Annotated in this window: 23 protein-coding genes and 2 riboswitches; of the genes, 18 read left to right on the forward strand and 5 right to left on the reverse strand. The window is 66.7% G+C overall.

Going from position 1 to position 22,551, the window contains the following annotated elements; all coding sequences use genetic code 11:
- Positions 1-47: 47 nt before the first annotated feature.
- The 11 genes from IQ216_RS00570 to IQ216_RS13950 all read left to right on the forward strand — a co-directional run bounded on the left by IQ216_RS00570 (position 48) and on the right by IQ216_RS13950 (position 12,827).
- Entirely contained in the window at positions 48-1,841 is a 1,794-nt protein-coding gene (locus tag IQ216_RS00570) for an ABC transporter ATP-binding protein (protein WP_193813882.1), read from the forward strand.
- Between the two features lie 118 nt (positions 1,842-1,959).
- A complete protein-coding gene (locus IQ216_RS00575; protein WP_186699959.1) occupies positions 1,960-2,247 on the forward strand; it encodes a hypothetical protein in 288 nt (95 codons plus the stop codon).
- 28 nt (positions 2,248-2,275) lie between these two features.
- Positions 2,276-3,016: a peptide-methionine (S)-S-oxide reductase MsrA gene (msrA, locus tag IQ216_RS13945; protein ID WP_370566535.1), complete on the forward strand. Its 741-nt coding sequence runs from the start codon at positions 2,276-2,278 to the stop codon at positions 3,014-3,016.
- Positions 2,907-4,487 carry a recombinase family protein gene (locus tag IQ216_RS00580; protein ID WP_370566540.1) on the forward strand — a complete coding sequence of 527 codons (1,581 nt, stop codon included), beginning with the start codon at positions 2,907-2,909 and terminating at the stop codon, positions 4,485-4,487. The genes msrA and IQ216_RS00580 overlap by 110 nt, the downstream gene beginning before the upstream one ends.
- 323 nt (positions 4,488-4,810) lie before the next feature.
- Positions 4,811-7,465: a VapE domain-containing protein gene (locus IQ216_RS00585; protein WP_193813884.1), complete on the forward strand. Its 2,655-nt coding sequence runs from the start codon at positions 4,811-4,813 to the stop codon at positions 7,463-7,465.
- Between the two features lie 213 nt (positions 7,466-7,678).
- Positions 7,679-7,888, forward strand: coding sequence for a transposase (locus tag IQ216_RS00590; RefSeq protein WP_228006961.1), 210 nt, complete (start codon positions 7,679-7,681; stop codon positions 7,886-7,888).
- Between the two features lie 42 nt (positions 7,889-7,930).
- The gene (locus IQ216_RS00595; protein WP_193813885.1) at positions 7,931-10,738 is read left to right on the forward strand and encodes a DNA methyltransferase; all 2,808 of its coding nucleotides are present in this window, start codon (positions 7,931-7,933) and stop codon (positions 10,736-10,738) included.
- A complete protein-coding gene (locus IQ216_RS00600) occupies positions 10,729-11,409 on the forward strand; it encodes a recombinase family protein (protein ID WP_193813886.1) in 681 nt (226 codons plus the stop codon). The genes IQ216_RS00595 and IQ216_RS00600 overlap by 10 nt, the downstream gene beginning before the upstream one ends.
- 271 nt (positions 11,410-11,680) lie before the next feature.
- Positions 11,681-12,301, forward strand: coding sequence for a hypothetical protein (locus IQ216_RS00605; RefSeq protein ID WP_193813888.1), 621 nt, complete (start codon positions 11,681-11,683; stop codon positions 12,299-12,301).
- 24 nt (positions 12,302-12,325) lie between these two features.
- On the forward strand, positions 12,326-12,529 hold the full coding sequence (locus IQ216_RS00610) for a hypothetical protein (protein ID WP_193813889.1): 204 nt from the start codon (positions 12,326-12,328) through the stop codon (positions 12,527-12,529).
- Between the two features lie 106 nt (positions 12,530-12,635).
- On the forward strand, positions 12,636-12,827 hold the full coding sequence (locus IQ216_RS13950; RefSeq protein WP_228006962.1) for a hypothetical protein: 192 nt from the start codon (positions 12,636-12,638) through the stop codon (positions 12,825-12,827).
- 127 nt (positions 12,828-12,954) lie between these two features.
- Here IQ216_RS13950 and IQ216_RS00615 read toward each other — a convergent pair whose 3' ends face one another.
- Entirely contained in the window at positions 12,955-13,095 is a 141-nt protein-coding gene (locus IQ216_RS00615; RefSeq protein ID WP_193813891.1) for a transposase, read from the reverse strand.
- A gap of 318 nt (positions 13,096-13,413) precedes the next feature.
- Between IQ216_RS00615 and IQ216_RS13955 the strand changes: the two genes are divergently transcribed.
- Together IQ216_RS13955 and IQ216_RS00620 are read left to right on the forward strand one after the other, a co-directional pair.
- A complete protein-coding gene (locus tag IQ216_RS13955; RefSeq protein WP_228006963.1) occupies positions 13,414-13,620 on the forward strand; it encodes a hypothetical protein in 207 nt (68 codons plus the stop codon).
- A gap of 39 nt (positions 13,621-13,659) precedes the next feature.
- Complete coding sequence (locus IQ216_RS00620; protein WP_370566536.1) at positions 13,660-15,495, forward strand: glycogen-debranching protein; 1,836 nt, start codon at positions 13,660-13,662, stop codon at positions 15,493-15,495.
- 151 nt (positions 15,496-15,646) lie between these two features.
- Here IQ216_RS00620 and IQ216_RS00625 read toward each other — a convergent pair whose 3' ends face one another.
- The 4 genes from IQ216_RS00625 to IQ216_RS00635 form a co-directional block, all read right to left on the reverse strand.
- On the reverse strand, positions 15,647-16,027 hold the full coding sequence (locus tag IQ216_RS00625; protein WP_193813892.1) for a hypothetical protein: 381 nt from the start codon (positions 16,025-16,027) through the stop codon (positions 15,647-15,649).
- A gap of 453 nt (positions 16,028-16,480) precedes the next feature.
- Positions 16,481-16,609 carry a hypothetical protein gene (locus tag IQ216_RS14365; RefSeq protein WP_255510530.1) on the reverse strand — a complete coding sequence of 43 codons (129 nt, stop codon included), beginning with the start codon at positions 16,607-16,609 and terminating at the stop codon, positions 16,481-16,483.
- A 207-nt stretch (positions 16,610-16,816) separates the two neighbouring features.
- The gene (locus tag IQ216_RS00630; RefSeq protein ID WP_193813893.1) at positions 16,817-17,518 is read right to left on the reverse strand and encodes a hypothetical protein; all 702 of its coding nucleotides are present in this window, start codon (positions 17,516-17,518) and stop codon (positions 16,817-16,819) included.
- A gap of 98 nt (positions 17,519-17,616) precedes the next feature.
- The gene (locus IQ216_RS00635) at positions 17,617-17,802 is read right to left on the reverse strand and encodes a hypothetical protein (RefSeq protein ID WP_186700717.1); all 186 of its coding nucleotides are present in this window, start codon (positions 17,800-17,802) and stop codon (positions 17,617-17,619) included.
- Between the two features lie 114 nt (positions 17,803-17,916).
- Between IQ216_RS00635 and IQ216_RS00640 the strand changes: the two genes are divergently transcribed.
- The 5 genes from IQ216_RS00640 to IQ216_RS00660 all read left to right on the forward strand — a co-directional run bounded on the left by IQ216_RS00640 (position 17,917) and on the right by IQ216_RS00660 (position 22,288).
- Positions 17,917-20,076: a PhoX family phosphatase gene (locus IQ216_RS00640; protein WP_193813894.1), complete on the forward strand. Its 2,160-nt coding sequence runs from the start codon at positions 17,917-17,919 to the stop codon at positions 20,074-20,076.
- Positions 20,077-20,079: 3 nt separating this feature from the next.
- Positions 20,080-20,529, forward strand: a complete 450-nt coding sequence (locus tag IQ216_RS00645) for a CopD family protein (protein WP_186697157.1) — start codon at positions 20,080-20,082, stop codon at positions 20,527-20,529.
- Between the two features lie 58 nt (positions 20,530-20,587).
- Positions 20,588-20,860 carry a hypothetical protein gene (locus tag IQ216_RS00650; protein WP_193813895.1) on the forward strand — a complete coding sequence of 91 codons (273 nt, stop codon included), beginning with the start codon at positions 20,588-20,590 and terminating at the stop codon, positions 20,858-20,860.
- Between the two features lie 28 nt (positions 20,861-20,888).
- The gene (locus IQ216_RS00655; protein WP_193813896.1) at positions 20,889-21,464 is read left to right on the forward strand and encodes a pyridoxamine 5'-phosphate oxidase family protein; all 576 of its coding nucleotides are present in this window, start codon (positions 20,889-20,891) and stop codon (positions 21,462-21,464) included.
- A gap of 47 nt (positions 21,465-21,511) precedes the next feature.
- A riboswitch (cobalamin riboswitch) is annotated at positions 21,512-21,654 on the forward strand.
- Between the two features lie 25 nt (positions 21,655-21,679).
- Entirely contained in the window at positions 21,680-22,288 is a 609-nt protein-coding gene (locus IQ216_RS00660) for a HupE/UreJ family protein (protein WP_186697155.1), read from the forward strand.
- A gap of 32 nt (positions 22,289-22,320) precedes the next feature.
- A riboswitch (cobalamin riboswitch) is annotated at positions 22,321-22,496 on the forward strand.
- Positions 22,497-22,551: the final 55 nt, after the last annotated feature.

Raw genomic sequence — 22,551 nt, forward strand, 5'->3', positions numbered from 1 at the left:
GTGCATGGCCGCGATCCCTAGGTTGGTCCCACTTTGGCGAAGGCCGCGTGGGCGGGTTCCGGCTCGATCTGATCAGGCGCTATCTGCGGCCCCACCGGCGCACCGTGCTGATCGGGGCGGCCGCCCTGGTGGTGGTGAACCTGCTGAGCGTGAGCATTCCGCTGCTGGTGCGCGGCGTGATCGACGACCTCCAGGACGGCTTCGCCCTGCGCGATGTGTACCTGCAGGCAGCCCTGATCATGGCCCTGGCCACGGCCATGGGCGCCGTGCGGCTCTATTCGAGGGTGCTGGTGTTCGGGGTGGGGCGCCAGGTGGAGGCCGACCTCAAGCAGCAGATCTTCGACCACCTGCTGCTGCAGGAGCCCGGCTGGGTGCAGAGCACCGGCAGCGGCGAGGTGATCAGCCGCGCCACCAGTGACGTGGAGAACGTGCGCCGCCTGCTCGGCTTCGCCGTGCTCAGCCTCACCAACACCGCCCTGGCCTACGCCCTCACCCTGCCGGCGATGCTGAGCATCGACCCCTGGCTGAGCCTGGCGGCCGTGGGGCTCTACCCGCTGATGCTGATCACGGTGCGCCTGTTCGGCGGCCGCATGATGCGCCAGCAGCGCCGCCAGCAGGAGGCCCTCGCTGGCCTGAGCGACCTGATCCAGGAAGACCTCTCCGGCATCAGCGCCATCAAGATCTACGGCCAGGAGGCCACCGAACAGGAGGCCTTCGCCTGGCGCAACCGCCTCTACCGCGATGCCGCCCTGGGCCTGGCCCGCACCCGCAGCACCCTCTTCCCCCTGCTGGAGGGCATCTCCTCGATCAGCCTTCTGCTGCTGCTGGCCCTGGGCAGTGGCCAGCTGGAGAGCGGCCGGCTCAGCATCGGCAACCTGGTGGCCCTGATCCTGTTCGTGGAACGGCTGGTGTTCCCCACCGCCCTGCTGGGCTTCACCCTCAACACCTTCCAGACCGGGCAGGTGAGCCTGGAGCGGGTGGAGGACCTGCTGCGCCGCAAGCCCCTGGTGGAGTCGCCCCCCGATCCGGTGCCCTTCCGGGGCCGCGGACGCGGCGCCGTCGAGGCACGCGGCCTCACCGTGCGCTATCCGGGGGCCGTGCGGCCTGCCCTGGTGGACGTGAGCTTCCGGATCCGGCCCGGCGAGCTGGTGGCAGTGGTGGGGCCGGTGGGTTGCGGCAAGACCTCCCTGGCCCGCGCCCTGGGCCGGATGGTGGAGGTGGACCCCGGCGAGCTCTGGATCGATGGCTACGACATCACCAGCCTGAGCCTCAGCGACCTGCGCCGGCAGGTGGCCCTGGTGCCCCAGGAGGGCTACCTGTTCACCGCCAGCCTGGCCGACAACCTGCGCTACGGCGAGCCCCAGGCGCCGCTGCAGGCGGTGGAGCAGGCCGCCCGCGACGCCCGGCTGGAGGGCGACATCAAGGCCTTCCCCGACGGCTACCGCACCCTGGTGGGCGAGCGGGGCATCACCCTCAGCGGCGGCCAGCGCCAGCGCACAGCCCTGGGCCGCGCCCTGCTGGTGGATGCGCCGCTGCTGGTGCTCGATGACGCCCTGGCCAGCGTGGACAACACCACCGCGGCCGAGATCCTGCGCACCATCCGCCGGGGGCAGCAGGGGGGCGGCGGCACCAGTGGGGTCACCAGTGGCGTCACCGCCCGCACGATTCTGATGATCAGCCACCAGCTCTCGGCGGCGGCTGCCTGTGATCGGATCCTGGTGCTGGAGCAGGGCCGCCTGGTTCAGGAGGGCCATCACGACGCCCTGCTGGCCCAGCCCGGCACCTACCGGCGGCTGTGGGCCCGCGAACAGGCCTCCGAGCAGCTGCGCGCCGCCGGCTGAGGCCCGCTGCTCAGAGGTCAGGGGAGCCTTCTCCAAACAGTTGTTGAGCGCCACGGCCAGGTCACCCGGAGCTGGCTTGAGTGGGTTGGGACCTTCTGCCCCTCGCCCCCACCCCGCCATGTCGTCCGCCAGCAGCCTGCAACCCCGGCTCGACACCCAGGCCTACGCCCTGCGTTGCACCCTCACCTTCGGGGACATCTACGGCCAGATCCTGATCTGGATGGCGGTGATCTTCGCCAGCCTGGCGGCGGGGCTGGCGCTGATGGGGGCCAGCAAACCGATCGTGGCCCTGGTAGGAGTGGGCCTGATCCTGGTGCTGTCGCTGCCGTTCCTGCTGTTCGCCTTCACCACCACCCTGCTCAACCACATCGCCCTGGAGCCGAGGCCGGCCGCCCCCTCACCCTGACTAGGCTGAAACCAGTTGCCTGAAGCCGTTGTTCGGCGTCTTCCAGAAACCCGACTCCTCCACCAGCAGCCAGCAGCCGGGGGTCCAGCAGGAGCGGCTGCATGCCGTTCTGGGCACCCCCATTGACGCCCCCGTGGCCGACGGCCAGCAGGAGGTGTTCTTCGGCTGCGGTTGCTTCTGGGGAGCGGAGAAGGGGTTCTGGCGCCTGCCAGGGGTGGTCACCACCGCCGTGGGCTATGCCGGTGGCTCCCTCACAGACCCCAGCTACCAGCAGGTGTGCTCGGGCCGCAGCGGCCACAGCGAAGTGGTGCGGGTGGTGTGGGAGTCCAGCGCCATCGGCTTTGCCGACCTGCTCAAGCTCTTCTGGGAATGCCACGACCCCACCCAGGGCGATCGCCAGGGCAACGACCGCGGCTCCCAGTACCGCTCGGCCCTCTTCGTGACCAGCGCCGAGCAGCTGCAGCTGGCCGAGGCCAGCCGTGAGAGCTACCAGGCTCTGCTCAGCGCCGCCGGCCTGGGCACGATCACCACCGAACTGCGTCAGGACGTTCCCTTCTGGCCCGCCGAGACCTACCACCAGCAGTACTTGCAACGGAAAGACTCGCGGCCCTATTGTTCGGCGCAGCCCACTGGTGTGCCCCTTGGACCGTTCCCCGGCAGTGACTTCGAGCTCCCGGCGGCGGTCTGGGAGAACTACGACTGGAGCCAGCAGCACTGCATCCTCAGGGGCGACAACGCGCCCATTCAGTTACCTGCGGGTCTCGACTGAGGATCGGGACCAAGATTCCAGCCTTGAGCGCCAGCGTGCAGCAGTCCTGCGCGAAGGCGTCGCCCAAGGCGACCTGATCATCGAGCGCGAGTCCGGCCGCAGTGCAGACCGCCCCGGCTGGCAAAGGCTGCTGGCGGCCATCGGGGCCGATGAGGTTTCGACGGTGTTCGCCGATCGCTCCGATCGCCTGGCGCGCGACCTCTACGACCTGCGCGGCTTCTACGCCACGTGCGTCCGAGCCGGCACTGGCTGGCGGTTCTGGTCTGAGCCATGGCTGAACAGTGATGCCCCCGGCGCCGAGGAACTGCGTCAGCGGGCAGCCTTCGATGCTGAGATGGAATCCCGCAAGATCGGCGCCCGCTTGACCCGCCATTACGAGCACGCCCGCGCCGCCGGCAGTCCCGTCGCACGCCGGGCCCCGCTCGGCTACCGCATAGAGGGCCGTGGCGACGACAGGCACTACGTGCTGGATGACAGGCACCTAGCCGGCGATCTGACCATGGCTGGCGCTGCACGTGAGCTGGTTGCAAGTGTTCTGCGATGGGGCACCACGTACAGCGGCCTGCGCCATTGGAAGGACCATCTCCGGGCCATGGCGCCAGTCCATGATCAGGCCCTGCTCGATCGCTGCCTGCGGCTTGCACCGGAGAGTGCCGGCGGCTGGCTAGAAGGTGCTGCTGCAGAGCTCCAAGGCCATGTGGCGAAGCAGAAGAACGAGCGCATCGCGGACGACTGCGGCAAGGTCACCTACCGCCGGCTGCCTTGGGATCAGTGGGAGCTGAGCCGCGACCGCCACGAGCCTTTGATTGATGCAGCAACGGCTCGGAGGGTGCTCCACCAACTTGAGACGAACCACAACCGTGGCCTAGCAGTGGCGCGGGGCAAGCAAGCCGTAAGTGCCTATCCGCCAAGTCTGACGCCCGTTGCATTCTGTGGCGCCTGCGGGCGACGGATGCGGCAGCAGTCCACCCGCAAGGGCCGCCGCCCCGGTGATCCTCCTTATCGGACTCTGCGCTGTTCTGGTGCCGGCAGCGCTCAGCAGCTCTGCAATCAGCCGGGAATCGCTGAGAGGGCGGTCATCTACGGAATGATGCCGCTGCTGGTGGCCGAAGCCGACAGGGTTTCGGCATTGATGCTGCCGCCCCTGGCGACGGGTTCTGCGCCAGTGGACCCTGACCTGGTGAAGCAGATCGAGCGCACCCGCAGGCTGGCGGCTGAGACGGGGCTCCCAGCACTACGGCAAGCGCTGATCGACCTGGAGGACCGCGCCGCATCACAGGCGGCAGCGATCGAGCAGGACCGCTCGATCGAGCAGGGGCGGCAGGCGGCGGCTGAGCAGATCCGCAACCTTCTCCCCACGATCGGACCCGACATCTACACCATCCCGGCGGCGCGGCGGCAGGTACTCCAGGCCATCGAGCGGATTGAGGTGACGGATGGCCGGGTGAGCCACGTGGTACTCAAGGGCTGAACAGCACTCGCCGTTTCAGGTATTGACTACCGTGCACCCACGGTGCACTTGGGGTATGCTGAATTTCAGCACCCCCTTGCTTTCAGGTAGTGAATACTTCGAACGGGCAGCTCCCTCGAAACGTGCGGGTGGTCGTGAAGCTCACCCACCCCGAGCTTGAGCGCCTCCAGGCCGCAGCCGACGCCGTTGGTATCCCCCGTTCTCTGCTCCTGCGCACCGCAGGCCTGCGGGCTGTTGCCGCGCTTGAGGCCCCTGCTGCTGTCGCTATGTGAGCAAAAAAATCCCCTGGCCGGACCAACGGCGCAAGGGGACGGAGAGAAGTAATGGGCCTTTATCCTATTCCCTCCCAACGTGAAGATGCCGCCGGCCACCCGGTCGATCAGACCGCTGACCTCCTATTACTGCCGTCCGACTTCCGCCTGGTGCGCGTCGGTCCCGACAAGGCACCCCTCGGCGGCAGTTACAACGACCTGGCCCCCGAACACCGGGACCACCTGCTGGCAGAGCTGGGCGCCGAGGGCGTGGCCCTGGCCCACCAACTGGGCGCCCGCACCATCGACGCCGAAGAAGCCCACGCCATGGGCTTCCGGTTCAAGGGCTGGCGCGGTGGTGGCCTGCTGCTGCCCTTCTCCGGCGACTTCGCCCAGCTGCGCTGCGATGACCCACCCAGGGCCCGCAATGGCGATCCGGTCAAGTACCTGAACCGCCTGGGGGTGCAGCAGCGGCCGGTCCTGTTCGGCGGGAGCGATTCAGCCCTGGCGACCGAGGGCTGGAAGGATGCCTTACGGCTCCATCTGGCCACCGGCAAACCCGTGGCCGGCCTGCCCGGCGTCAGCAACACCGCCCAGCTTCCGCCCACGGTGGAGCTGCTGATCTATGACGCCGACGCCGCCATTAACCCGGCGGTCTGGGCCCCCCTGATCGGCGCCGGCCTGGAGCGCCCCGCCATGAGGTTGGCGTTCTTCCCCCGCGAGGTGGCCGGCAATAAGGGAGGCGCCTGTGAGTTCTTCGGCAAGGTTGGCGACCTGGCCGAGGTGCGCCGATGGAAGGCCCGCGAGCTGCTGCGGGAGCTGCCCTGGCAATGGGACCGCAGCATGCGGGCCGACTGGCAGCCCCAGGCGCTGCGCAAGCTCGCCCAGCTGGCTATTGCCGCAGCCATGAGCCGAGACGCCTGCAACATCCTGGTGAGCACCGCCGCCAAGGGCCTGGGCTTCCCCGTGGCCCGTGCCCGCCAGCTGCTGGCCGCCGCTGACCAGCAGGCTCACCCGCCCGAGCCCGACCAGGTACCTGATGAGCCGACAAAGCAGGAGCTGCAGCAGTTCCTCAGCACGACCCACGGACTGCGTTTCGATGAGCTTCGCCAGCTGGTGGAGATCGACGGGCGCCCCATGGAGGAGTTGGACCTGGCCGATTCCTTCCTGGCCCACCTGTACGGGATCGAAACCACGAAACAGGCCGCCCGGGATTCCTTCCGGTACCTGGCCACCTGCAACAAGTTCAACCCCGTACGTGAGTGGCTGGAGTCGCTGCGCAGTTGCCCCGGATTGCGCCTGCTGCCCCTGCAGGAGATCGCTGCAGCGTTCGGCATCGCCGCCGACGACAATCTTTCCCAGGAGCTGCTGGCACGGCACCTGGCCGGCGGCTACCGGCGAGGGATCGAGCCCGGCTACAAGCACGACCAGGTGCTACTGATGATGGGCACCCAGGGGCAGGAGAAAGGCCAGGCCATTGCCGCCCTGGCGCCGCCCGGCATGGCCGACAGCGCCACCCGAGTGCCCAACGGGCTGGAGGACCGGGAGTTCCTGGGAAAGCTCAACTCCTGCTGGGTGTTTGAGTTCGACGAGGTGGAGAAGGTTCTGCAGGGCCGCGATGCCGCCGAGTTCAAGGGCTTCGCTAGCCGCCGCGCTTACCGCTATGTACAGAAGTGGGAGACGGTCTGCCGTGAGCACCCTGCTCGGGAGTTGCTGTTCGCCACCACCAACGCCCGGGAGGTGCTGAACGACCACACCGGCAACCGCCGAATCTGGGTGGTGCCGGTGGGCCGCTGCAACCCCTCCTGGGTAGAGCAGCACCGCGAGTCGATCTGGGCCACGGTCGCCACCTGGGTGGAGTGGGGGCTGGAGAGCTACGTTCCCGAGGGCCACCCCACCGCCAGGGCCGCCGCTGAACGGGCCCTGGGTGTGCAGATCAGCGACCCCTGGGAGGGGATGGTGCGCACCCGGCTAGAGGCCATCCCCCGCCCCGACGCTGAGGGCATCGCCCTGGACGACCTGGCTTCCCAGGCCCTGGAGATTCAGGAAGCCGAGCGGATTAGCCGGGATGTGCAGATGCGCCTCACCCGGCTGGTCACGGGCGCCGGCTTCACCACCCACGACGGGCGATTCCGGTGGGAGCAAAGGAAGCGCCGGTACGGCGGTGGGCAGCCCCGTTCCGGCTACATGCCAGTTCCCGTTCCAGTGTTCCAACCCTGTTCCGACGATTCCTGGGGAGGTTGGAACGGGCGGAAGCCTTGGCACGACAGGGATCTTCTAACCCTGTTCCAACCCTTCCAACCTTTTAGGGAGTGGGAAGAAGGAAAAACAGGTGTATGTGCCCCTATAGGGACGTGTATGTGTTCTTCTCCCCCGCGAGAAAAGGAGCGGCACGTCGAAACGGTTGGAACACACCAGCAGATCCCCTCCGCCGCAAACGATCTGCCCGTTCCAACTCTCCAGAAACCTGTGGCACGGGGCGAAACCCCGTTGGAACAGGGGCGCGCAAAAGTGTCCAGAACGTCTGAACACCGGCAGCGAGTGGCGGCCATCCCGATCGGCTCCCCGGTGGAGATCCGCCAACCCGACCGCCCTCCAGTGAACTGGCACCGGATGCTGGGCCACTTAGGGCGCAGTGAGCGGTGTCAGCTGACCGCACCCAACGGAGGCACCGTGGAGCACCCCAAAGCCTGGGTATGGCCCTGTGATTCGGAGATGCAGCCTTGAACCGTCATTTCAGTGGCGTGTCGCAGCAATCGGAGAGGCGCTGACAATCCGAGCCGGTGAGCACCCCTGGCCCCTGCCCGCCATCCCCAAGCGGCAGAGCAGCTACCCATCGCTACACCTACACCATGCACGCCCCTCCCCCCTCTGCCAGGAAAGTTGACGCCTCTCCATCCCGACCATTCCAATCACCAGGGGGCCTGATGGAATCGATCAATGCGTCCCTACAGCGAGGCCGTAAAGGCTGATGTCCGCCGGCAGATGAGCCCGCCTCTTCGTCAGAGCGTGGCGGAGATCGCCCAAGAGCTGGGCATCCACATGATCACCCTCTACAAGTGGAGGAAGGCCCGCCGGTTCAGGGACCTGAAAGCCGCCGGCGGCATCGGCATGGTCTACCTCGCGGACAATGACGAAACCACCCGCTGAAAGCCCATCAGGAGTCCAGCCCAGTCACAATCTGCGGGACTGATGCCCACCCCGTTGAGCACACCCCAGGCCCTGCAGACCTTCGCTGACTGGGTGGCCTCAATCCGGGGTGATGAGGACAGCGAGGCCCAGACCTATTTGAATCGGCTCCTACAGGCCTGGGGCTGGGCGGATGCGGTGGAAGCGGGCACGACCTTTGAGCGCAAGATCCCGAAGGGCAGCCTGAACGGCGGCATGGGCAAGGCGGATGCCCTGATCGAGGCCACGCGGGCCACGGTGCTGATTGAGATGAAGAGCAGGGGCAAGGCACTCGGCCCCCACTTCCCGCAGCTTCAGCGTTATTGGATCTACCTCACCCCTAAGCCGCTCTATTCGGTGCTCTGCAACTTCGATGAGTTGTGGGTCTACGACTTCAACCAGCTCGTGGACGAGCCCCTGGTGAAGCTGCGGGTGGCTGATCTGGCCAGCCAGTCGTCCTCCCTGGCCTTCCTCAGCAAGAGCGACCAGCCGGTCCACTTCGGCCTCAACCAGATTGAGGTGACGGAGGCCCAGGCCCCCAGCATGGGCGAACTGTTCAGGCGGTTGCGGAAGCGGGGCGAGGCAAGTGGCGCCTTCACGGCACTGGAGGCCCAGCGGTTCGTTCTCCAGTGCGTTCTCAGCCTGTTCGCAGAGGATCGGGGCCTGCTGCCGAACCTGCAGTTCACGCTCGCCCTAGACGCCTGCAAGGGGAGCCAAAGCAGCTACGACGTACTCGGCAACCTCTTCGGCGAGATGAACACCCCCGGCATCACGCCCGGCGGGCAGTTCAAGGGGACGCCCTACTTCAACGCCGGTCTCTTCGCCCACATCCCCAGGCTGGAGTTGCTCTCGGAGGAGTTGGATCTGCTGAGCGCCAGCGCCGAGGAGAACTGGCAACGGGTGCGGCCCAGCATCTTCGGCAACATCTTCGAGGCGAGCAGCGATGACGCTACCCGCCACGCCCACGGCCAGCACTTCACCAGTGAGGTGGACATGCTGCAGATCATCCGGCCCACGATCGTTGAGCCGTGGGAGGAGCGGATCGCCCAGGCCGGCAGCATCGCCGAACTGGAAGGGCTGCGGCAGGCCTTGACGCAGTACCGAGTCTGCGATCCGGCCTGCGGATCCGGCAACTTCCTCTACATGGGCTACAACGCCGTCAAGGATCTGGAGGTCGCGATCTTGCAGCGCATCGACGAACGGCGCACCTCCGAAGCCAAGAAGGACCAGGGGGTGCTGGGACTGGTGACGCCGTTGCAGTTCTTCGGCATGGACACAAGCCCCTTCGCGGTGGAGCTGGCGAGGGTGACGCTCATGATCGCCCGCAAGGTGGCCAACGATCGCCTGGGGCTTACAGAAAGGGATCTACCCCTCGACAACCTCGACGCCAACATCAGGGTCGCCGATGCGCTGTTCATCCCCTGGCCGGAGGCCGATGCGTATGTGGGGAATCCGCCGTTCTTGGGTGGGAAACACATGAGGCTCAACCTCGGGGATGAGTACGTCGAGCGGGTCTTTCAGCGGTTCCCTGAGGTGCGCGACAGTGTGGACTTCTGCACCTACTGGTTCCGACTGGCCCAGGAGAACCTCAAGCCCGATGGTCGAGCGGGACTGGTGGCCACAAACTCGATCCGCCACGGGAAGAGCCGCCGGGCCTCCCTCGACTACATCCGCGACAAAGGCGGCCACATCCACTCGGCGATCTCGACCCAGCCATGGTCTGGCGAGGCGAATGTCCACGTCAGCATTGTCAACTGGAGCCAGGAGGAGGCGGGCAGTTTTCGGCTGGATGGGAAGGATGTTCCGACGATCAATTCCAGCTTGCGCTCCAGCGTGGATGTGAGCGAGGCCATGGCACTGAGGGCGAACAAGGGCCGCTGCTTCCGAGGTGTCATACCCGTGGGCAAGGGCTTCAACGTTGACCCTGCGACAGCGGCGGAGTGGTTGGCTGCTGATCCAAGGAACGCCGAGGTGGTCAAGCCGTTCTCGATGGGTACAAACCTGGCGAAGCGCCCTTTGGGGCAGCCCGACCGCTGGATCATCGACTTCAACGATCTCACACTGGAAGTGGCGGAAACCTATGCCGTGCCCTTTCGGCAAGTGAAAGACCTGGTGAGGCCCCAGCGCATGGAGAACCGGCGCGCAACCACGCGGGTGAACTGGTGGCGATATGGGGAGAAACGACCAGCGATGCGAGAGGCTCTGAGTCCCTTGGAGCGATTCTTAGCTGTAGGTGAAGTATCAAAATGGGCGATCTTCATTCCCTGTGAGAAGGAGTGGCTCCCTGGCAACAAGAACAAGGTCGTCGCCAGCGATGACTTCTACATCCTGGGCCTGCTGTCCTCAAGCGTTCACCGGCAGTGGATGCACGCTCAGAAGGGCACCCTTAAGGGCGACATCGCCTACACCCACGACTCGATCTTCGAAACCTTCCCCTTCCCGCAGATCGTCACGCCTGAGCTGGTGCAACAGAGTCGCCAGGCGATGACCGCCCTCAACGACTACCGAAACGAGGTGATGGCGGCGAGGAACTGGGGCATCACCGATCTCTACAACGCCTACTTCCACGAACCCGCCAGCCAGCTCGCCAAGCTCCACCAGGCGCTCGATACCCTGGTGCTCAAGGCTTACGGCTGGAAGGCCAGCGAAGACATCCTCAGCAACCTCCTGGACCTGAACCTGGAGCTGGCGGAGCGTGAGGCCGCCGGAGAGAAGGTGGTAGGGCGCGTGGGCGCCCGTCTGACTCTTCCGAGGGGCCCTCGCCTCCCCTTGCGTTCTAGCCACAACGGTCGTAGCCTGTTCGTACAGATGGCCCGAGAGCCGTGGAGCTGATCGCCTACTACCGCGTCTCGACCGCACGCCAAGGCGAGAGTGGCCTGGGCCTGGAAGCCCAGCGGGCCAAGGTGCAGCAGCTGGCCGCCGACCGCCGCGCCGAGGTGGTGGCTGATTTCGTTGAGGTGGAGTCAGGCCGCAAGGCCGAGCGCCCCCAGCTCGCTGCCGCCTTGGCCGAAGCCCGCAAGCGGGGCGCCGTGGTGGCCGTGGCCAAGCTCGACCGGATCGCCCGTGATGCCGAGCTGGTGCTGCGCCTGAACCGGGAGGCCGAGAAGAACGGCATGGGCGGCTTCCTGTTCTGCGACCTTCCCGATGTGGATGCCACCAGCAGCGCCGGGAGGTTGATCCTCGGCGTGATGGCCAGTGTGGCCGAGTTCGAGGGCCGCCGGATCTCCGAGCGCACCCGCGAGGCCCTGGCCGCCGCCAAGGATCGCGGCGTGAAGCTGGGCGGCATCAGGCCCAACACCATCACCCGCAACGATGCGGCCAAGGATCGCGCTACCGCCGACGCCGAGGCCCTCCGCCCCCTGCTGGCGCCGATGGCCGCCCAGGGCTACAGCCTGCGCAGGATGGCAAAAGCCCTCGCTGCAGCTGGCATGGCCACCCGCCACGGCAAGCCCCTGAGTGCCAGCACGGTCAGGGCGCAGCTGCAGCGGCTGGGCCTGGGCTGAGCAGCCCGCCGACCAGATCGAGCTACTGGCTGCGCTAAATGATGAGACCGGGGGATATGTGCCGGCTTGAATGTAGCCAACTTGGCTCACACAGAAAAAGGTACTGGGTCGAAATACACTGTCGCGGGGTGTTTGAGCGGCGCTCATTCACCAGTGACAGCCTTTTCAAGGTAGCCCACTTCTGGTATCAGCCTACAGTGCTAGACACAGAAACCCCCTCCCTGTGGGCAGCTGGGCATCTCAGCGTCGGTAGTCTATGGGTCACCATGTAGTGGTGCCCAGTTTGGCGTGGCTGACTGCAACCGACGCTTCGGGGTTTCTGGGAGTGAGCCGGAGATCGCTGTTCCGCAAGCGCGAGCTGCTGCAGCAGGAGAACCTGGCGAAGCAGAGCCCCGGCGGCCGGTGGTTGTATCAATCGGACGGCTTGCGCGTGGCTTGGCTGGGGCTTGCAGAGTGGCAGGTTTCCAACGGCGAGACGTTGGCGCAGATCGAGGCGGAGGTTAGGGCTGAAGCCGAACCATCTGAAGGGTCATTCTGGCGGGAATACGGCCGCTGGGCACCGGGCGAGCGGTTGAGTGATGCAGGGCGGGAGGAACACGCCTGCCGGATTGCTGCTGGTATGGCGGGTTGGAAGCTGGAGCCCCAGGAGGTCCTGGAGGTGGTGCACCAGTACGGCGAGGCCCTGGCGAGCGTGGCTGCAGGGGCTCGGTGGGACGGCGAGCAATGGCACCGTGCGGAAACTCAATCGCTGTTGTATGACGCCGTCGATGGTTGTGAACTTGTGGCTGCGGAGTTACAGCAGAAATTGGCCGCCGGGGAGGTGCCTCAGGACCTGGTGCCGGAGGTGCAGCGGGTGTTGGCAATGGGATTGAGTTCGGAGCAGGGTCGGTAGCCATAGGGCAGTTCCTGTCCCCCGTTGAGCGAACACACCCAGGCCTTGAAATCGTTTGGAGATGCGGCCGCCCGGTATCCGCTGCTCACCGCCGTGGAGGAGGTCATGGTGGGTCGGCTGGTGCGCACCTGGCAGGACCATCCCGCTGGACCGGATGACTGCCCTGCACCAATTCGCCGCCGTGGGTTGCGGGCCAGGGATCGATTGGTGCAGGGGAACCTGCGCTAGTGATGCAGGGCGTCAACCGCCCTGGCCAGGCCCCGCCCCCTGGCCCTGGCCCTGGGATCAATGCGTCCGATGGGATCATGGCCCCGGACCTGATCACGCAGGCAGGTTGCACTTTGAGGCCCTGCTTGCGCAGCAAAAGACCGCAGAGCGCAGCGGAGGGCCATTGAATATGCCCAAGTTTGAAACAGAATCTTTCGGGTGGACCAGGGCAGAGCGGGATGAGCCGATGAGTCTTCCGCTGACGATCTTGGAGGACCTGACAATCACGTCGATGGGCGATGACGCGACGAAGACCTAGGAGGAGGTGGGGACACTGCTGGAGCGCGAGCTGCACCGGACTTGCTTGCGCCTTTCCGAGAGAGAGGTTCGATGGCCTGCTGGTTAGCCTGGCCGCATGTGAAGTCCACCATGCCTTTCCGTAACAACTATTGCCAGCGGTGGTAGGTCGGTTGCGTCACCTCGATGACGCGGCAGACGTCGGCGACGGTTTTTCCCTGAGCGATCAACTGCTCGGCGGTCTTGAGCTTGCGGATGATCTGCTCGGCTGTGTGCCTGGTGCGTTTCATGGTCGAGTCCACGGCCCAGTTTGGCCGGCTGAAGACTCTCATTCACCCTGGACCGGTTTCCGGGGCCCACGTCACACACACCTTGCGGCGTTCAGCGCGAAAGGCTGTCGGCTGCTGTTTGGGGTTGCCCCAGTTTCCAGGACAAGCTGAGAAGAATCTCCCCATGACCAACATGCTGTTTATCGATGACGAACCCCATTGTGCTTGCATCATATCGTTGAAGGCCTGCTCCTATGGCGACTTGTTGAGGGGGCCACACTGGCTTTGGATCCTTTCGTCCCGGTGTCAGTATGTAGTGGTAGATGAGCGCCCTTCGTCATGCCCCAAGCCCTCTCACTCAGCCAGGGCAGCACTTCCCCTCTGGGATCATTTTTCACCCAGTCGGGAGTGAACTTCTGCGTCTACTCAAAATACTCCAGCCGGGTGGAGCTGCTCCTGTTTGATCTGGAGGATGCCGCCGAACCCAGTGCCTGCTTTGATCTCAATCCCCAACTGCATCGCACCTATCATTACTGGCATGCCTGAGTTGAAGGCATCGGACCCGGCCAGCTCTACGGCTACCGGGTGCATGGCCCCTGGGATCCCGCCCGCGGGCTGCGCTTCGATGGCCGCAACCTGCTGATCGACCCCTATGGCCTTGCCGTGGTGACCCCACCCGGCTATCAGCGGCGACAGGGACGCTCAGGCGGGGATGAAGGGTTCGCCACGTGCATGAAGAGCGTGGTGGCTGATCCCTCGCGGTACGACTGGCAGGGCGACCGTCCGCTCAAGCGGCCTCGCCGGGAGACGGTGATCTATGAACTCCACGTGCGCGGCTTCACCCGCCATCCGAGCTCAGGGGTCCCCGCCGAGCGAGCTGGCACCTACGCCGGGCTGATTGAGAAGATTCCGTATCTGAAAGATCTGGGAATCACCGCTGTGGAACTTCTACCGATGTTCGCCTACGACACTCTCGATGCACCGCCGGGCAAGAGCAACTACTGGGGCTATGCACCGATCTCTTTGTTCGCTCCCCATCGCGGCTACAGCAGCCGCAAGGACCCCCTAGGTCCCCTTGATGAATTCCGGGATCTGGTGAAGGCTCTGCACCGAGCTGACATCGAGGTGATCCTCGATGTGGTGTTTAACCACACTGCCGAAGGGGATGAGCGGGGCCCCAGCTTCTGTTTCCGCGGTTTGGCCAATGAGGCCTACTACCTCCTCGACCCGGATAACTTTCTCTACACCAACTACAGCGGTACGGGCAACACACTCAATGCCAACAATCCGGTTGTACGCAGGATGGTGCGTCACAGTCTGCGCCACTGGGTGGAGCACATGCATGTGGATGGCTTTCGCTTCGACCTGGCCTCTGTGCTGGCCCGTGATGAGACAGGCCAGCCCATGCCTCTGCCACCTCTGCTGTGGGACATCGAAACCGATCCGGTTCTCGCCGGCACCAAGCTGATCGCCGAGGCGTGGGACGCCGCAGGCCTGTACCAGGTGGGCAGCTTCATCGGAGACAGCTGGCAGGAATGGAACGGACGCTTCCGCGACGATGTCCGCCGTTTCCTCAAAAGTGATCCCGGGATGGTGCCCCAGGCGGCTCTTCGAGCCCTCGGCAGTCCGGACATCTACGGCCATAAGGAGCGAGAGGCGGAGCAGAGCGTGAATTTCATCACTTGCCATGACGGCTTCACCCTGGCCGATCTGGTGTCCTACAACACCAAGCACAACCAGGCCAACGGTGAGGACAACCGCGACGGCTCCAACGACAACGCCAGCTGGAACTGTGGCGTGGAGGGCCCCAGCAATCACCCTGCAGTGTTTGCCCTCCGTCAGAGGCAGATGCGCAACGGCCTGGCGTTCCTTCTGACCTCCATCGGCACCCCCATGCTCTCGATGGGGGACGAGGTGGCACGCAGTCAGCAGGGCAACAACAACCCCTACTGCCAGGACAACGACATCACGTGGTTCGACTGGGATCTCTGCATGCAACACGCCGACCTGCGGCGCTTCGTCAAGCACCTCATCACCCAGCGCCTGAGCCGCCGCCAGGGGAGTGTCGATCATGCGCTACCCAGCCTCAATGAACTGTTGCAGAGCCGGCAGATTGAATGGCACGGCGTGAATCTGCATCAGCCGGACTGGAGTGCGGACTCCCGCTCCTTCGCCATCACCGTGACCGGCGAGGAGATCGGCATCCGGCTCCACGTGATGGCCAATGCGTACTGGGAGCCGCTCGATTTTGAGTTGCCCACCGCCGGCGGGATTGGCAACCCTTGGCGCCGCTGGATCGATACCTGGCTGGAGTCCCCGGATGACATCACTGAGAGCTGGGGAACCAGTCTTCCTCTGACCATGTCTCACTACAGGGTTGGAAGCCGTTCGCTCGCGGTGCTGCTGATGCAGTTGCCATGACCCCCTCTCCCCGCTCGGGACGGACGCTCCCGAAGTCGACTCGGGCGTGACCACCATCAGTGGTCCAGTTGCTATGAGAGCTGCCTAACTTGATGCGACAAAACATCTTGATAAGGATGCATACGCGACATGATAACGCCTCAAGAATGGCTCAGCGTGGCTCACCGTTGTAGAGAATCTCTACCACCTCGGTACCATCAGGGCTGATCCTGATTTCGGTCTCCATTGTGGGCGGGGAATCAGTCTGTTGCCAGGCAGGGGGGCCTCCCATGAATTGGAGCAGGAACCCTTCGCCATCGGTACTGATCAGGCAGGGGGTCGACTTTGATGCAGTTGCGAACATGCACTGCGCTGGACGATATACTTCAAGGCCGCCATTGAGTCGGACGACGTAAGTTCTGGCAAGGTTGATCGCCCGCACTGCTTCAACAGGAATTCTCTCTTCTGCCAGGGCTCTGGTGCCTGCTGTGGAGGACAGGGCAATAGCCGCAGATACAAGCAACAATCGCTGGATGGTCTTCGTACGCGACATGGTAGCCATAGGCGATTTACTTCATAGTCAAGCTTGCTGCGCATGGCCAGACGAGCACGCCCAATCCGCAGGGCGTTACATTTCTTGAAATGCCTGCTGGCATCGGTAGATCGGCAGCAGGAGGCGAGAAGCCCATCGCCGGAAACTGGGCCGTTGGTGATTGACTGCGCTCAGGAGGTAGGCAGACATCCATCTCTGGGACGATGGATCGCGGGGCGCTGCTGGATTCTCCAAGAGGTACGCAGACACATGGAACTCGAAGGATCATTGCGGTCACGCCGAAAGAGCTCCGGGCGGTCGATCGAGCTCTCCGGCAACTCTGTGGGTTCCAGGATGGCCTTGGCTTGATCGGGCATAGGCGGGGGTGTCAAGGCGGGATTGGTCTTTGGTCTCACCTTTGCAGGGTTTGGCCTTGCCGTTGGCCAAGGTTGCGCCAATGGTCGCTGTCGGTGTTCACTTCCCCCAGACCTCGATCACTCGGCAGCCCTCCTGCACGTCGCGCACGGTCTCCACACCATCAGCGCTGAGAGCGTGCATCACGTTGCGGGCCTTGCCCGGGCCTGTGAACAGGGCCAGATCCAAGTCCGCCCTTCTTTGCCTTTCGGCACGCTCTCCTGCATCGGGCAACACCCCCACCCCCACCAAGCGGCCCTGGACTCTCCCGGAACCCTTGCCAATACTGGAGAATCCCAGTCACAGCTTGGCGAGGAGCCGATGCCGTGCAGCCGCCGGGACATCGGCTCGTAGGGCCGAGCCCAGCAGCTGCTGGGGCAGGGCCACAACCATTCTCTATGGCAATGGCGACGGCGAGGCCTGCGAATCGCTGCGCAGAGGGCCATGGGCCCGCACCGTGGCGATCTGGCGGTAATGGGGGCTGGCGGCGCTGTCCACCGCGAAGGCGGTCCAGGAGGCGGCAGCAGCAGGCTCATCGCTCAGCACCGGCCATTCGAGGCGGACCCCCGCGTAGGTGATCCCCACGCAGGTGAGGTCGGGGTCGTCGGCCATCAGGGACCACAACAGATGCAGGGAGCTGCGGCGGTAGTCCGAGGCCGAGGGGCAGCAGGTGGGGTCGGCGATGAAGCCGGGCGCCAGGGTGATGGCCTCAGCCCGCTCCCAGCGGAGGTAGGTGCCGTCGTCGGTGGGATAGAACCAGCAGGCTTCGTTCTCTGCCTGGTGCAGCGGGAAACGGTCCAGGGCGACGGCCTTGGTCCGGTCGTCTTCCAGCGCGTAGACCGCCAGCCACAACTGCGGCGGATCGAAGCGAGGGATCACCGCATCGCAATAGAGCTGCACCGCCGCCACCTGGGGCAGCCCCTCGGGAATGGTGCCGTTGAAGGGAAGTGCCTCCAGGCCTGGGCCAGGCTCGGCAAGGCCCGGGGGCGCAGCATCCGGCAGGGCATAGAGCCGGAAGGCCGCCGCTTGGCGGATGCCGTGGCGCTGGGCCAGGCTCAGCTGCTCCCAGTCGGTGTCGCCATCAGGAGGCAGGCCCAACTCAGGAGCCAGCACGAAAGCCAGTGACGCGGACATGAGCTGAGCTCCGGTTTCTGGGTGTACAGCCCCCCCTGGGGATCCAGCATGGCGGCGAACCCTCAGGCCAGCCGCGGCAACCGGCAGCCGAGCTGGATCACGCCCTGATCCAGAAGCCTCCCGAGGCGCAGGGCCGCAGCCTCCTCCACCCGGGAAAACTCCGTCTGGCGCCTGGCCAGCCAGCTCAGCTCTTCAGGAGTGATCACCCCGGTGGCCATCGACTCGAGAAACAGTTCGCCCATGGTCATGGCGATGTTACGAAGTGTGTTCATCCTGGCATTCTTCTGGGGGAGCCGTGAAGTGGGGGCGTTGCGAAGCGGCTGTCGCCTGGACGACCACGGTCTGGCCCGAGACTGGCCGTCATGAACCGTCGCTCCCTGCTGGTGCTGCTCGGCCTGGCGACAGCCGGATCGGCCCAGGCCGGGCGGGCCAGGCCAGGACGCGCCTCGCCAAGCCCGATCCGCGGCAGTGGCCGCAGCGGCGGGCTGCCCTTTCAGCCGGTGCCCACGCCGCTGCCCCTGCCCCTCGATGGCCTCAGCGCCGCGGAGCAGCGCCGCCACTACGGCCAGGTGCGCCTGGAGGATCGCCTCGTGCTGCCGGCTGGCTACCGGGCCGATCTGCTGGCGGTGTGGGGGGATCCGCTGGGGGATGGGAGCTTCGGATACAACAACGACCACCTCGCCTACCTGGCCCTGGCGCCGGGGCAGGCCCTGCTCACCGTCAATTTCGAGTACATCAGCCCCCTTCCCTGGGCGGAGGGGCTGGGTGAAGCCCGCGGCCTCAGCCTGCCCCTGGAGCAGCTCCAGGCGGCCCTGGCCGATCGCAACTCCCGGGTGGATGCCACCGCCCTGGCCAGTGGCGATCCCTTGCTGGCCATGGTGAAGGAGGTGGCCGGCGCTGCCCTTGAGGATCTCGGCATCGGCGTGGCGGGCCTGGAGCAGGGGCCCGAAGGCCGCTGGCGCCGCCAGCCAGGGCGCTTCGACCGCCGCATCAGCGGCCTCAGTGGCCTGCAGGATCCCGCCCAGGCCCTGCGCGCCAGTGGCCCGGCGGCGGCGGTGTTCCGCGCCGAGCGCCGCCTCGGCTACGACGACGGCCTCGGCGAGCGGATCATCGGCACCTTCGCCAACTGCGCCGGCGGCACCACCCCCTGGGGCACCGTGCTCAGCGCCGAGGAGAACATCCAGACGCAGGTGTGCGAGGCGGTGTACGCCGATGGCTCCTCCCTGGATCCGTCTGAGCTCCCTTTCCACTGGGACGGCCGCAGGCTCCGCGGCCTGGGCAACCCCTTCGCCCTGGCGGGCAACAAGTACGGCTGGATCGTGGAGGTGGATCCACGCCGGCCCCAGCGGCCTGCGGTGAAGCACACGGCCCTGGGGCGCTGCCGCCATGAGGCCGTGGCCGTGAAGGCCGAGGCGGGCCAGCCCCTGGTGCTGTACTCCGGTTGCGACCGCCACGGCGGCCACCTCTACCGCTTCGTGAGCGCGGGCCGGGTCCGAGACCCCCTGGATCCGGCCAATTCCGCCCTGTTCAGCGCCGGGCGCCTGGAGGTGGCCCAGTTCGGTGCCGGCGGCCAGGGGCGCTGGATTCCGCTGCTGCCCTCCACCGCCCTGGCGCCCCAGCTCCCCAGCCACTACCAGCGCTGGGGCCTGAGCCAGGCCACGCGGCTGCCCGATCCCGACCGCCGCCAGCCCGGCGCCGTGGACCTCAGCAGCGATGCCGAGGTGAAGCGCTACCGCGAGCAGTTCAGCACCCTGGCCTCCCTCTACCCCGGCACAGAGGACGCCCAGCTCGGCGCGATCCTGATCGATGCCCATCTGGCCGCCAACGCCGTGGGGGCCACCGCCGCCGCCCGCCCGGAAGACACCGTGATCGATCCGGCCACGGGCGATCTGCTGATCGCCTTCACGGCGGGGGGAGCCGATCGGGAGGGTCGGGCCGACCCCGCCATCTTCTCCGGCCCGGCCGGGGAGCCCACCTGGCCCCATGGCTGGGTGATGCGGCTCAGCGAGAGCACGGCCAGCGCCGGCGGCTTCCGCTGGCAGATGGTGGCGGTGGGCGGCCTGCCCTGGCAGGGAGGCATGGGCTTCGCCAACCCCGACAACCTGGAGGTGGATGGGGCCGGCAACATCTGGGTGGTGACCGACCGCTCTTCCGGGGCCAGCCCCGCCGAGGCGTTCGGCAACAACAGTTGCTGGGTGCTGCCGAGGCGCGGGCCGGCCCGGGGCGAGGCCCTCTGCTTCGCCACCGGGCCCATGGAGTGCGAGCTCACCGGGCCGTGCTTCGACAGCGCCGAGCACACCCTGTTTCTGGCCGTGCAGCACCCCGGTGAAGTGCACGGCAGCCGCAGGGCCCAGGAGGTCAGCCGCCACACCACCGCCCTGGTGGCTCGCGACGGGGCGGGTTTCGAGCAGGAGCGCTGGGTGCCAACCGGCTCGAACTGGCCCTCGGGCGTGCCCGGCAGGGTGCCCCGGCCTGGGATCGTGGCCATCAGCCGCCAAACCGGCGGGCCGCTGTTGCCCTGAGCGATGTCTCTGTTCTCCTGGCTGGTGATCGTGCATGCCCTGGCCGCCACGGTGTGGACCGGCGGCCACCTGGTGCTGGATCTGGGGGTGTTGCCCCGGGCCCTGCGCCAGGCCAGCGCCGCGCCGATCCGGGCCTACGAGGAGGTGTTTGAGCCCCTGGGGCTCACCGCCCTGGCGATCCAGGTGATCACCGGCCTGGCCATGGCCTGGATCTACCTGCCGGGCCTGCAGGGGCTGTTCAACCCGGCGAACCCGATCGCCGTGCTGGTCGGCACCAAGCTGCTGCTGCTGGCCGCCACCGTGGCCCTGGCCCTGGATGCCCGGCTGCGCCTCATCCCCAACCTCAGCGACGCCAGGCTGGGCCCCCTGGCCTGGCACATCCGCGCCATCACAGCCCTGGCGATCGCCTTCGTGGTGGTGGGCGCCGGCATCCGGCTGGGGGGCTTCAGCTGAACAGGGGCAACGCCCGGCAGGGCCCACCCGCCAGCATGGGGGGCACTGCCCTCAAGCCATGCTGCTTCCCTGCCCCTTCAGCCTCATCAGCACCGCGGCCCTCGCCGCCAAGGCCGCCGGCCTGCAGGCCACGGTGCTGTTGCTGCTCACCCTGCTGATCAAGGCCCGCATCCAGATCAAGGCCGCCTCGGCCCTGGGCCTGTTCCTGCTGGCCCTGCAGACGCTGGGGTTCCTGGCCGTGGCAGGTGGTCTTGGCGCGCTGGCTGTGGGCGGAGCGGCTGTGGGTGGTGCGGGGCTGGCGTTCCAGCGGCGCTCCGGCCAAGCGGCGTGAGGGCGTGACTCTTTGAGGTCGTGAGCGTTTGACTGAGCTCCCCCCCTGGCGCCCCCTGCTGCGGGCCGCCCGTCAGCGAGAAGGACGCTCCCCGGCGGCCCGCTGGCTGCAACTGGCCAGCGTCGCCGCCGATGGCAGCCCCCGGGTGCGCACCCTGGTGTTCCGCGGCTGGGCCGATGCCAGCGTGCTGGAGCTGCTCACCGATGGCCGCAGCGCCAAGGCCGTTGAACTGCGGCGGCAGCCGGCCGTGGAGCTCTGCTGGCTGCTGGTCAGGGCCCGCAGCCAGTTCCGCCTGCGGGGGCGCCTGCTCGAAGCTGATGCTGCGGCCGATCGGGCGGCACGGCTGAGGCATTGGCAGGGCCTCAGCCCTGGCGGCCGGGCGCTCTGGGCCTGGCCCGCGCCGGGGGCGCCCCTTGAGCCTGGCCCCTGCTGCGCCGCCAGCTTCCCGGCCGCCCTCGATGACGCCACGCCGCTGCCGCGCCACTTTCAGCTGCTGCTGATCCAGCTGCAGCAGGTGGAGCTGCTGGAGCTGGGGGGCCACCCCCACCGCCGCCGCCGCTGGCGGCTGGAGCAGGGCTGGCGCGAGGAAGACCTGAATCCCTGAGATCAGGTCTGTGGGATCACCTCTGCGGCCGAATCGCCGCAGCAGGAGCACAATGGGAGCGGAGTGGTTTCCGAGCCTCTGGCCCGGAAGGCAACGAGGAAAGTCCGGTGCAACTCCGGCACTGTCCCGCAGCTGTGATGGAGAGACCTGCTCCTGAGTCAGAACGCTCGCCGCTTTGAGTTCTTTCCTGCCCGGCGCGGAAACCGGGAGAAACCATGCAACACCTCCGCTCCAGCCGCTCCCTCGGCCTTCTGGTGGCCCTGGCCACCGCCACGACCCTGCTGCTCGGCCAGCCGGCCCAGGCCCACAACGTGGCCTCAGGCGGCCTGGTGGGAGGCTTCCTGCATCCGCTGGCGGGCACCGACCACCTGCTGCTGCTGATCGCCGTTGGCGCCGCGGCCTCCTACCTCTCGGCCGAGCTTCTGCTCTGGGGGCTGGCTGGCGCCCTGGCTGGAGGCGTGTTCGGCGCCATGGGCGGCGGGCTGCCTGGTGCCGAGCTGCTGGCGACCCTGGCCATCCCCGCCGTGGCCCTGCTGGTGCTGCGCAGCCAGAAGTCGCCGCGGGCGCCGGCCCTGGAGCTCTGCGGTGCCCTGATCGCTGCAGCCGTGGCCGTGCACGCCATGCTCCATGGTCAGGAGGCTCCGGCCGGTGCCGCCTCAGCGCTGTGGTGGGCGGGTTCCTTCTCCGCCTCGGTGCTGGTGAGCGGCAGCAGCTATCTCGTGCTGCGGCAGCTGCCCAGCCGCTGGACCGCCGCCGTGGCCCTGCTGCTCGCCGTCGCTGGCGCGGCCCTGATCCTCGGCCCGATCGCCTTCGCTGCCCGCTGAACGCCGCAGAGGCGTCAGTTGGCTGACATCTGCACCAGACTGGCCGTGACGGTTCCAGTGGTTCACACCCTGGACGCAAGGAGGAAAGTCCGGTGGGGAGGGGGTTCTTGGACCCTCTGCGAGTCCGGCGCTGTCCCGCAGCTGTGATGGGGTTCGCTCCTGGGAGCACCCTTCAGTCAGAACGCTCGCCGTTGTGATCACCCCTCTCCCCCGGCGCGGACCGGGTTCCACGATGAGCCAAGCCTTTCTTTCCAGCTCCGGAA

Source organism: Cyanobium sp. LEGE 06143, from assembly GCF_015207535.1.
Taxonomy (GTDB): domain Bacteria; phylum Cyanobacteriota; class Cyanobacteriia; order PCC-6307; family Cyanobiaceae; genus NIES-981.

What these genes read in the sequence shown, in the direction of transcription:
- IQ216_RS00575 (WP_186699959.1), top strand. Translation starts at nt 1,960, where the DNA reads ATGTCGTCCGCCAGCAGCCTGCAACCCCGGCTCGACACCCAGGCCTAC.
- IQ216_RS00660 (WP_186697155.1), top strand. Translation starts at nt 21,680, where the DNA reads ATGCAACACCTCCGCTCCAGCCGCTCCCTCGGCCTTCTGGTGGCCCTG.
- IQ216_RS00645 (WP_186697157.1), top strand. Translation starts at nt 20,080, where the DNA reads ATGTCTCTGTTCTCCTGGCTGGTGATCGTGCATGCCCTGGCCGCCACG.
- IQ216_RS00635 (WP_186700717.1), bottom strand. Translation starts at nt 17,802, where the DNA reads ATGACCATGGGCGAACTGTTTCTCGAGTCGATGGCCACCGGGGTGATC.
- IQ216_RS00590 (WP_228006961.1), top strand. Translation starts at nt 7,679, where the DNA reads ATGCGTCCCTACAGCGAGGCCGTAAAGGCTGATGTCCGCCGGCAGATG.
- IQ216_RS13955 (WP_228006963.1), top strand. Translation starts at nt 13,414, where the DNA reads ATGCCCCAAGCCCTCTCACTCAGCCAGGGCAGCACTTCCCCTCTGGGA.
- IQ216_RS00640 (WP_193813894.1), top strand. Translation starts at nt 17,917, where the DNA reads ATGAACCGTCGCTCCCTGCTGGTGCTGCTCGGCCTGGCGACAGCCGGA.
- IQ216_RS00650 (WP_193813895.1), top strand. Translation starts at nt 20,588, where the DNA reads ATGCTGCTTCCCTGCCCCTTCAGCCTCATCAGCACCGCGGCCCTCGCC.
- IQ216_RS00625 (WP_193813892.1), bottom strand. Translation starts at nt 16,027, where the DNA reads ATGTCGCGTACGAAGACCATCCAGCGATTGTTGCTTGTATCTGCGGCT.
- IQ216_RS00595 (WP_193813885.1), top strand. Translation starts at nt 7,931, where the DNA reads ATGCCCACCCCGTTGAGCACACCCCAGGCCCTGCAGACCTTCGCTGAC.
- IQ216_RS00615 (WP_193813891.1), bottom strand. Translation starts at nt 13,095, where the DNA reads ATGAAACGCACCAGGCACACAGCCGAGCAGATCATCCGCAAGCTCAAG.
- IQ216_RS00585 (WP_193813884.1), top strand. Translation starts at nt 4,811, where the DNA reads ATGGGCCTTTATCCTATTCCCTCCCAACGTGAAGATGCCGCCGGCCAC.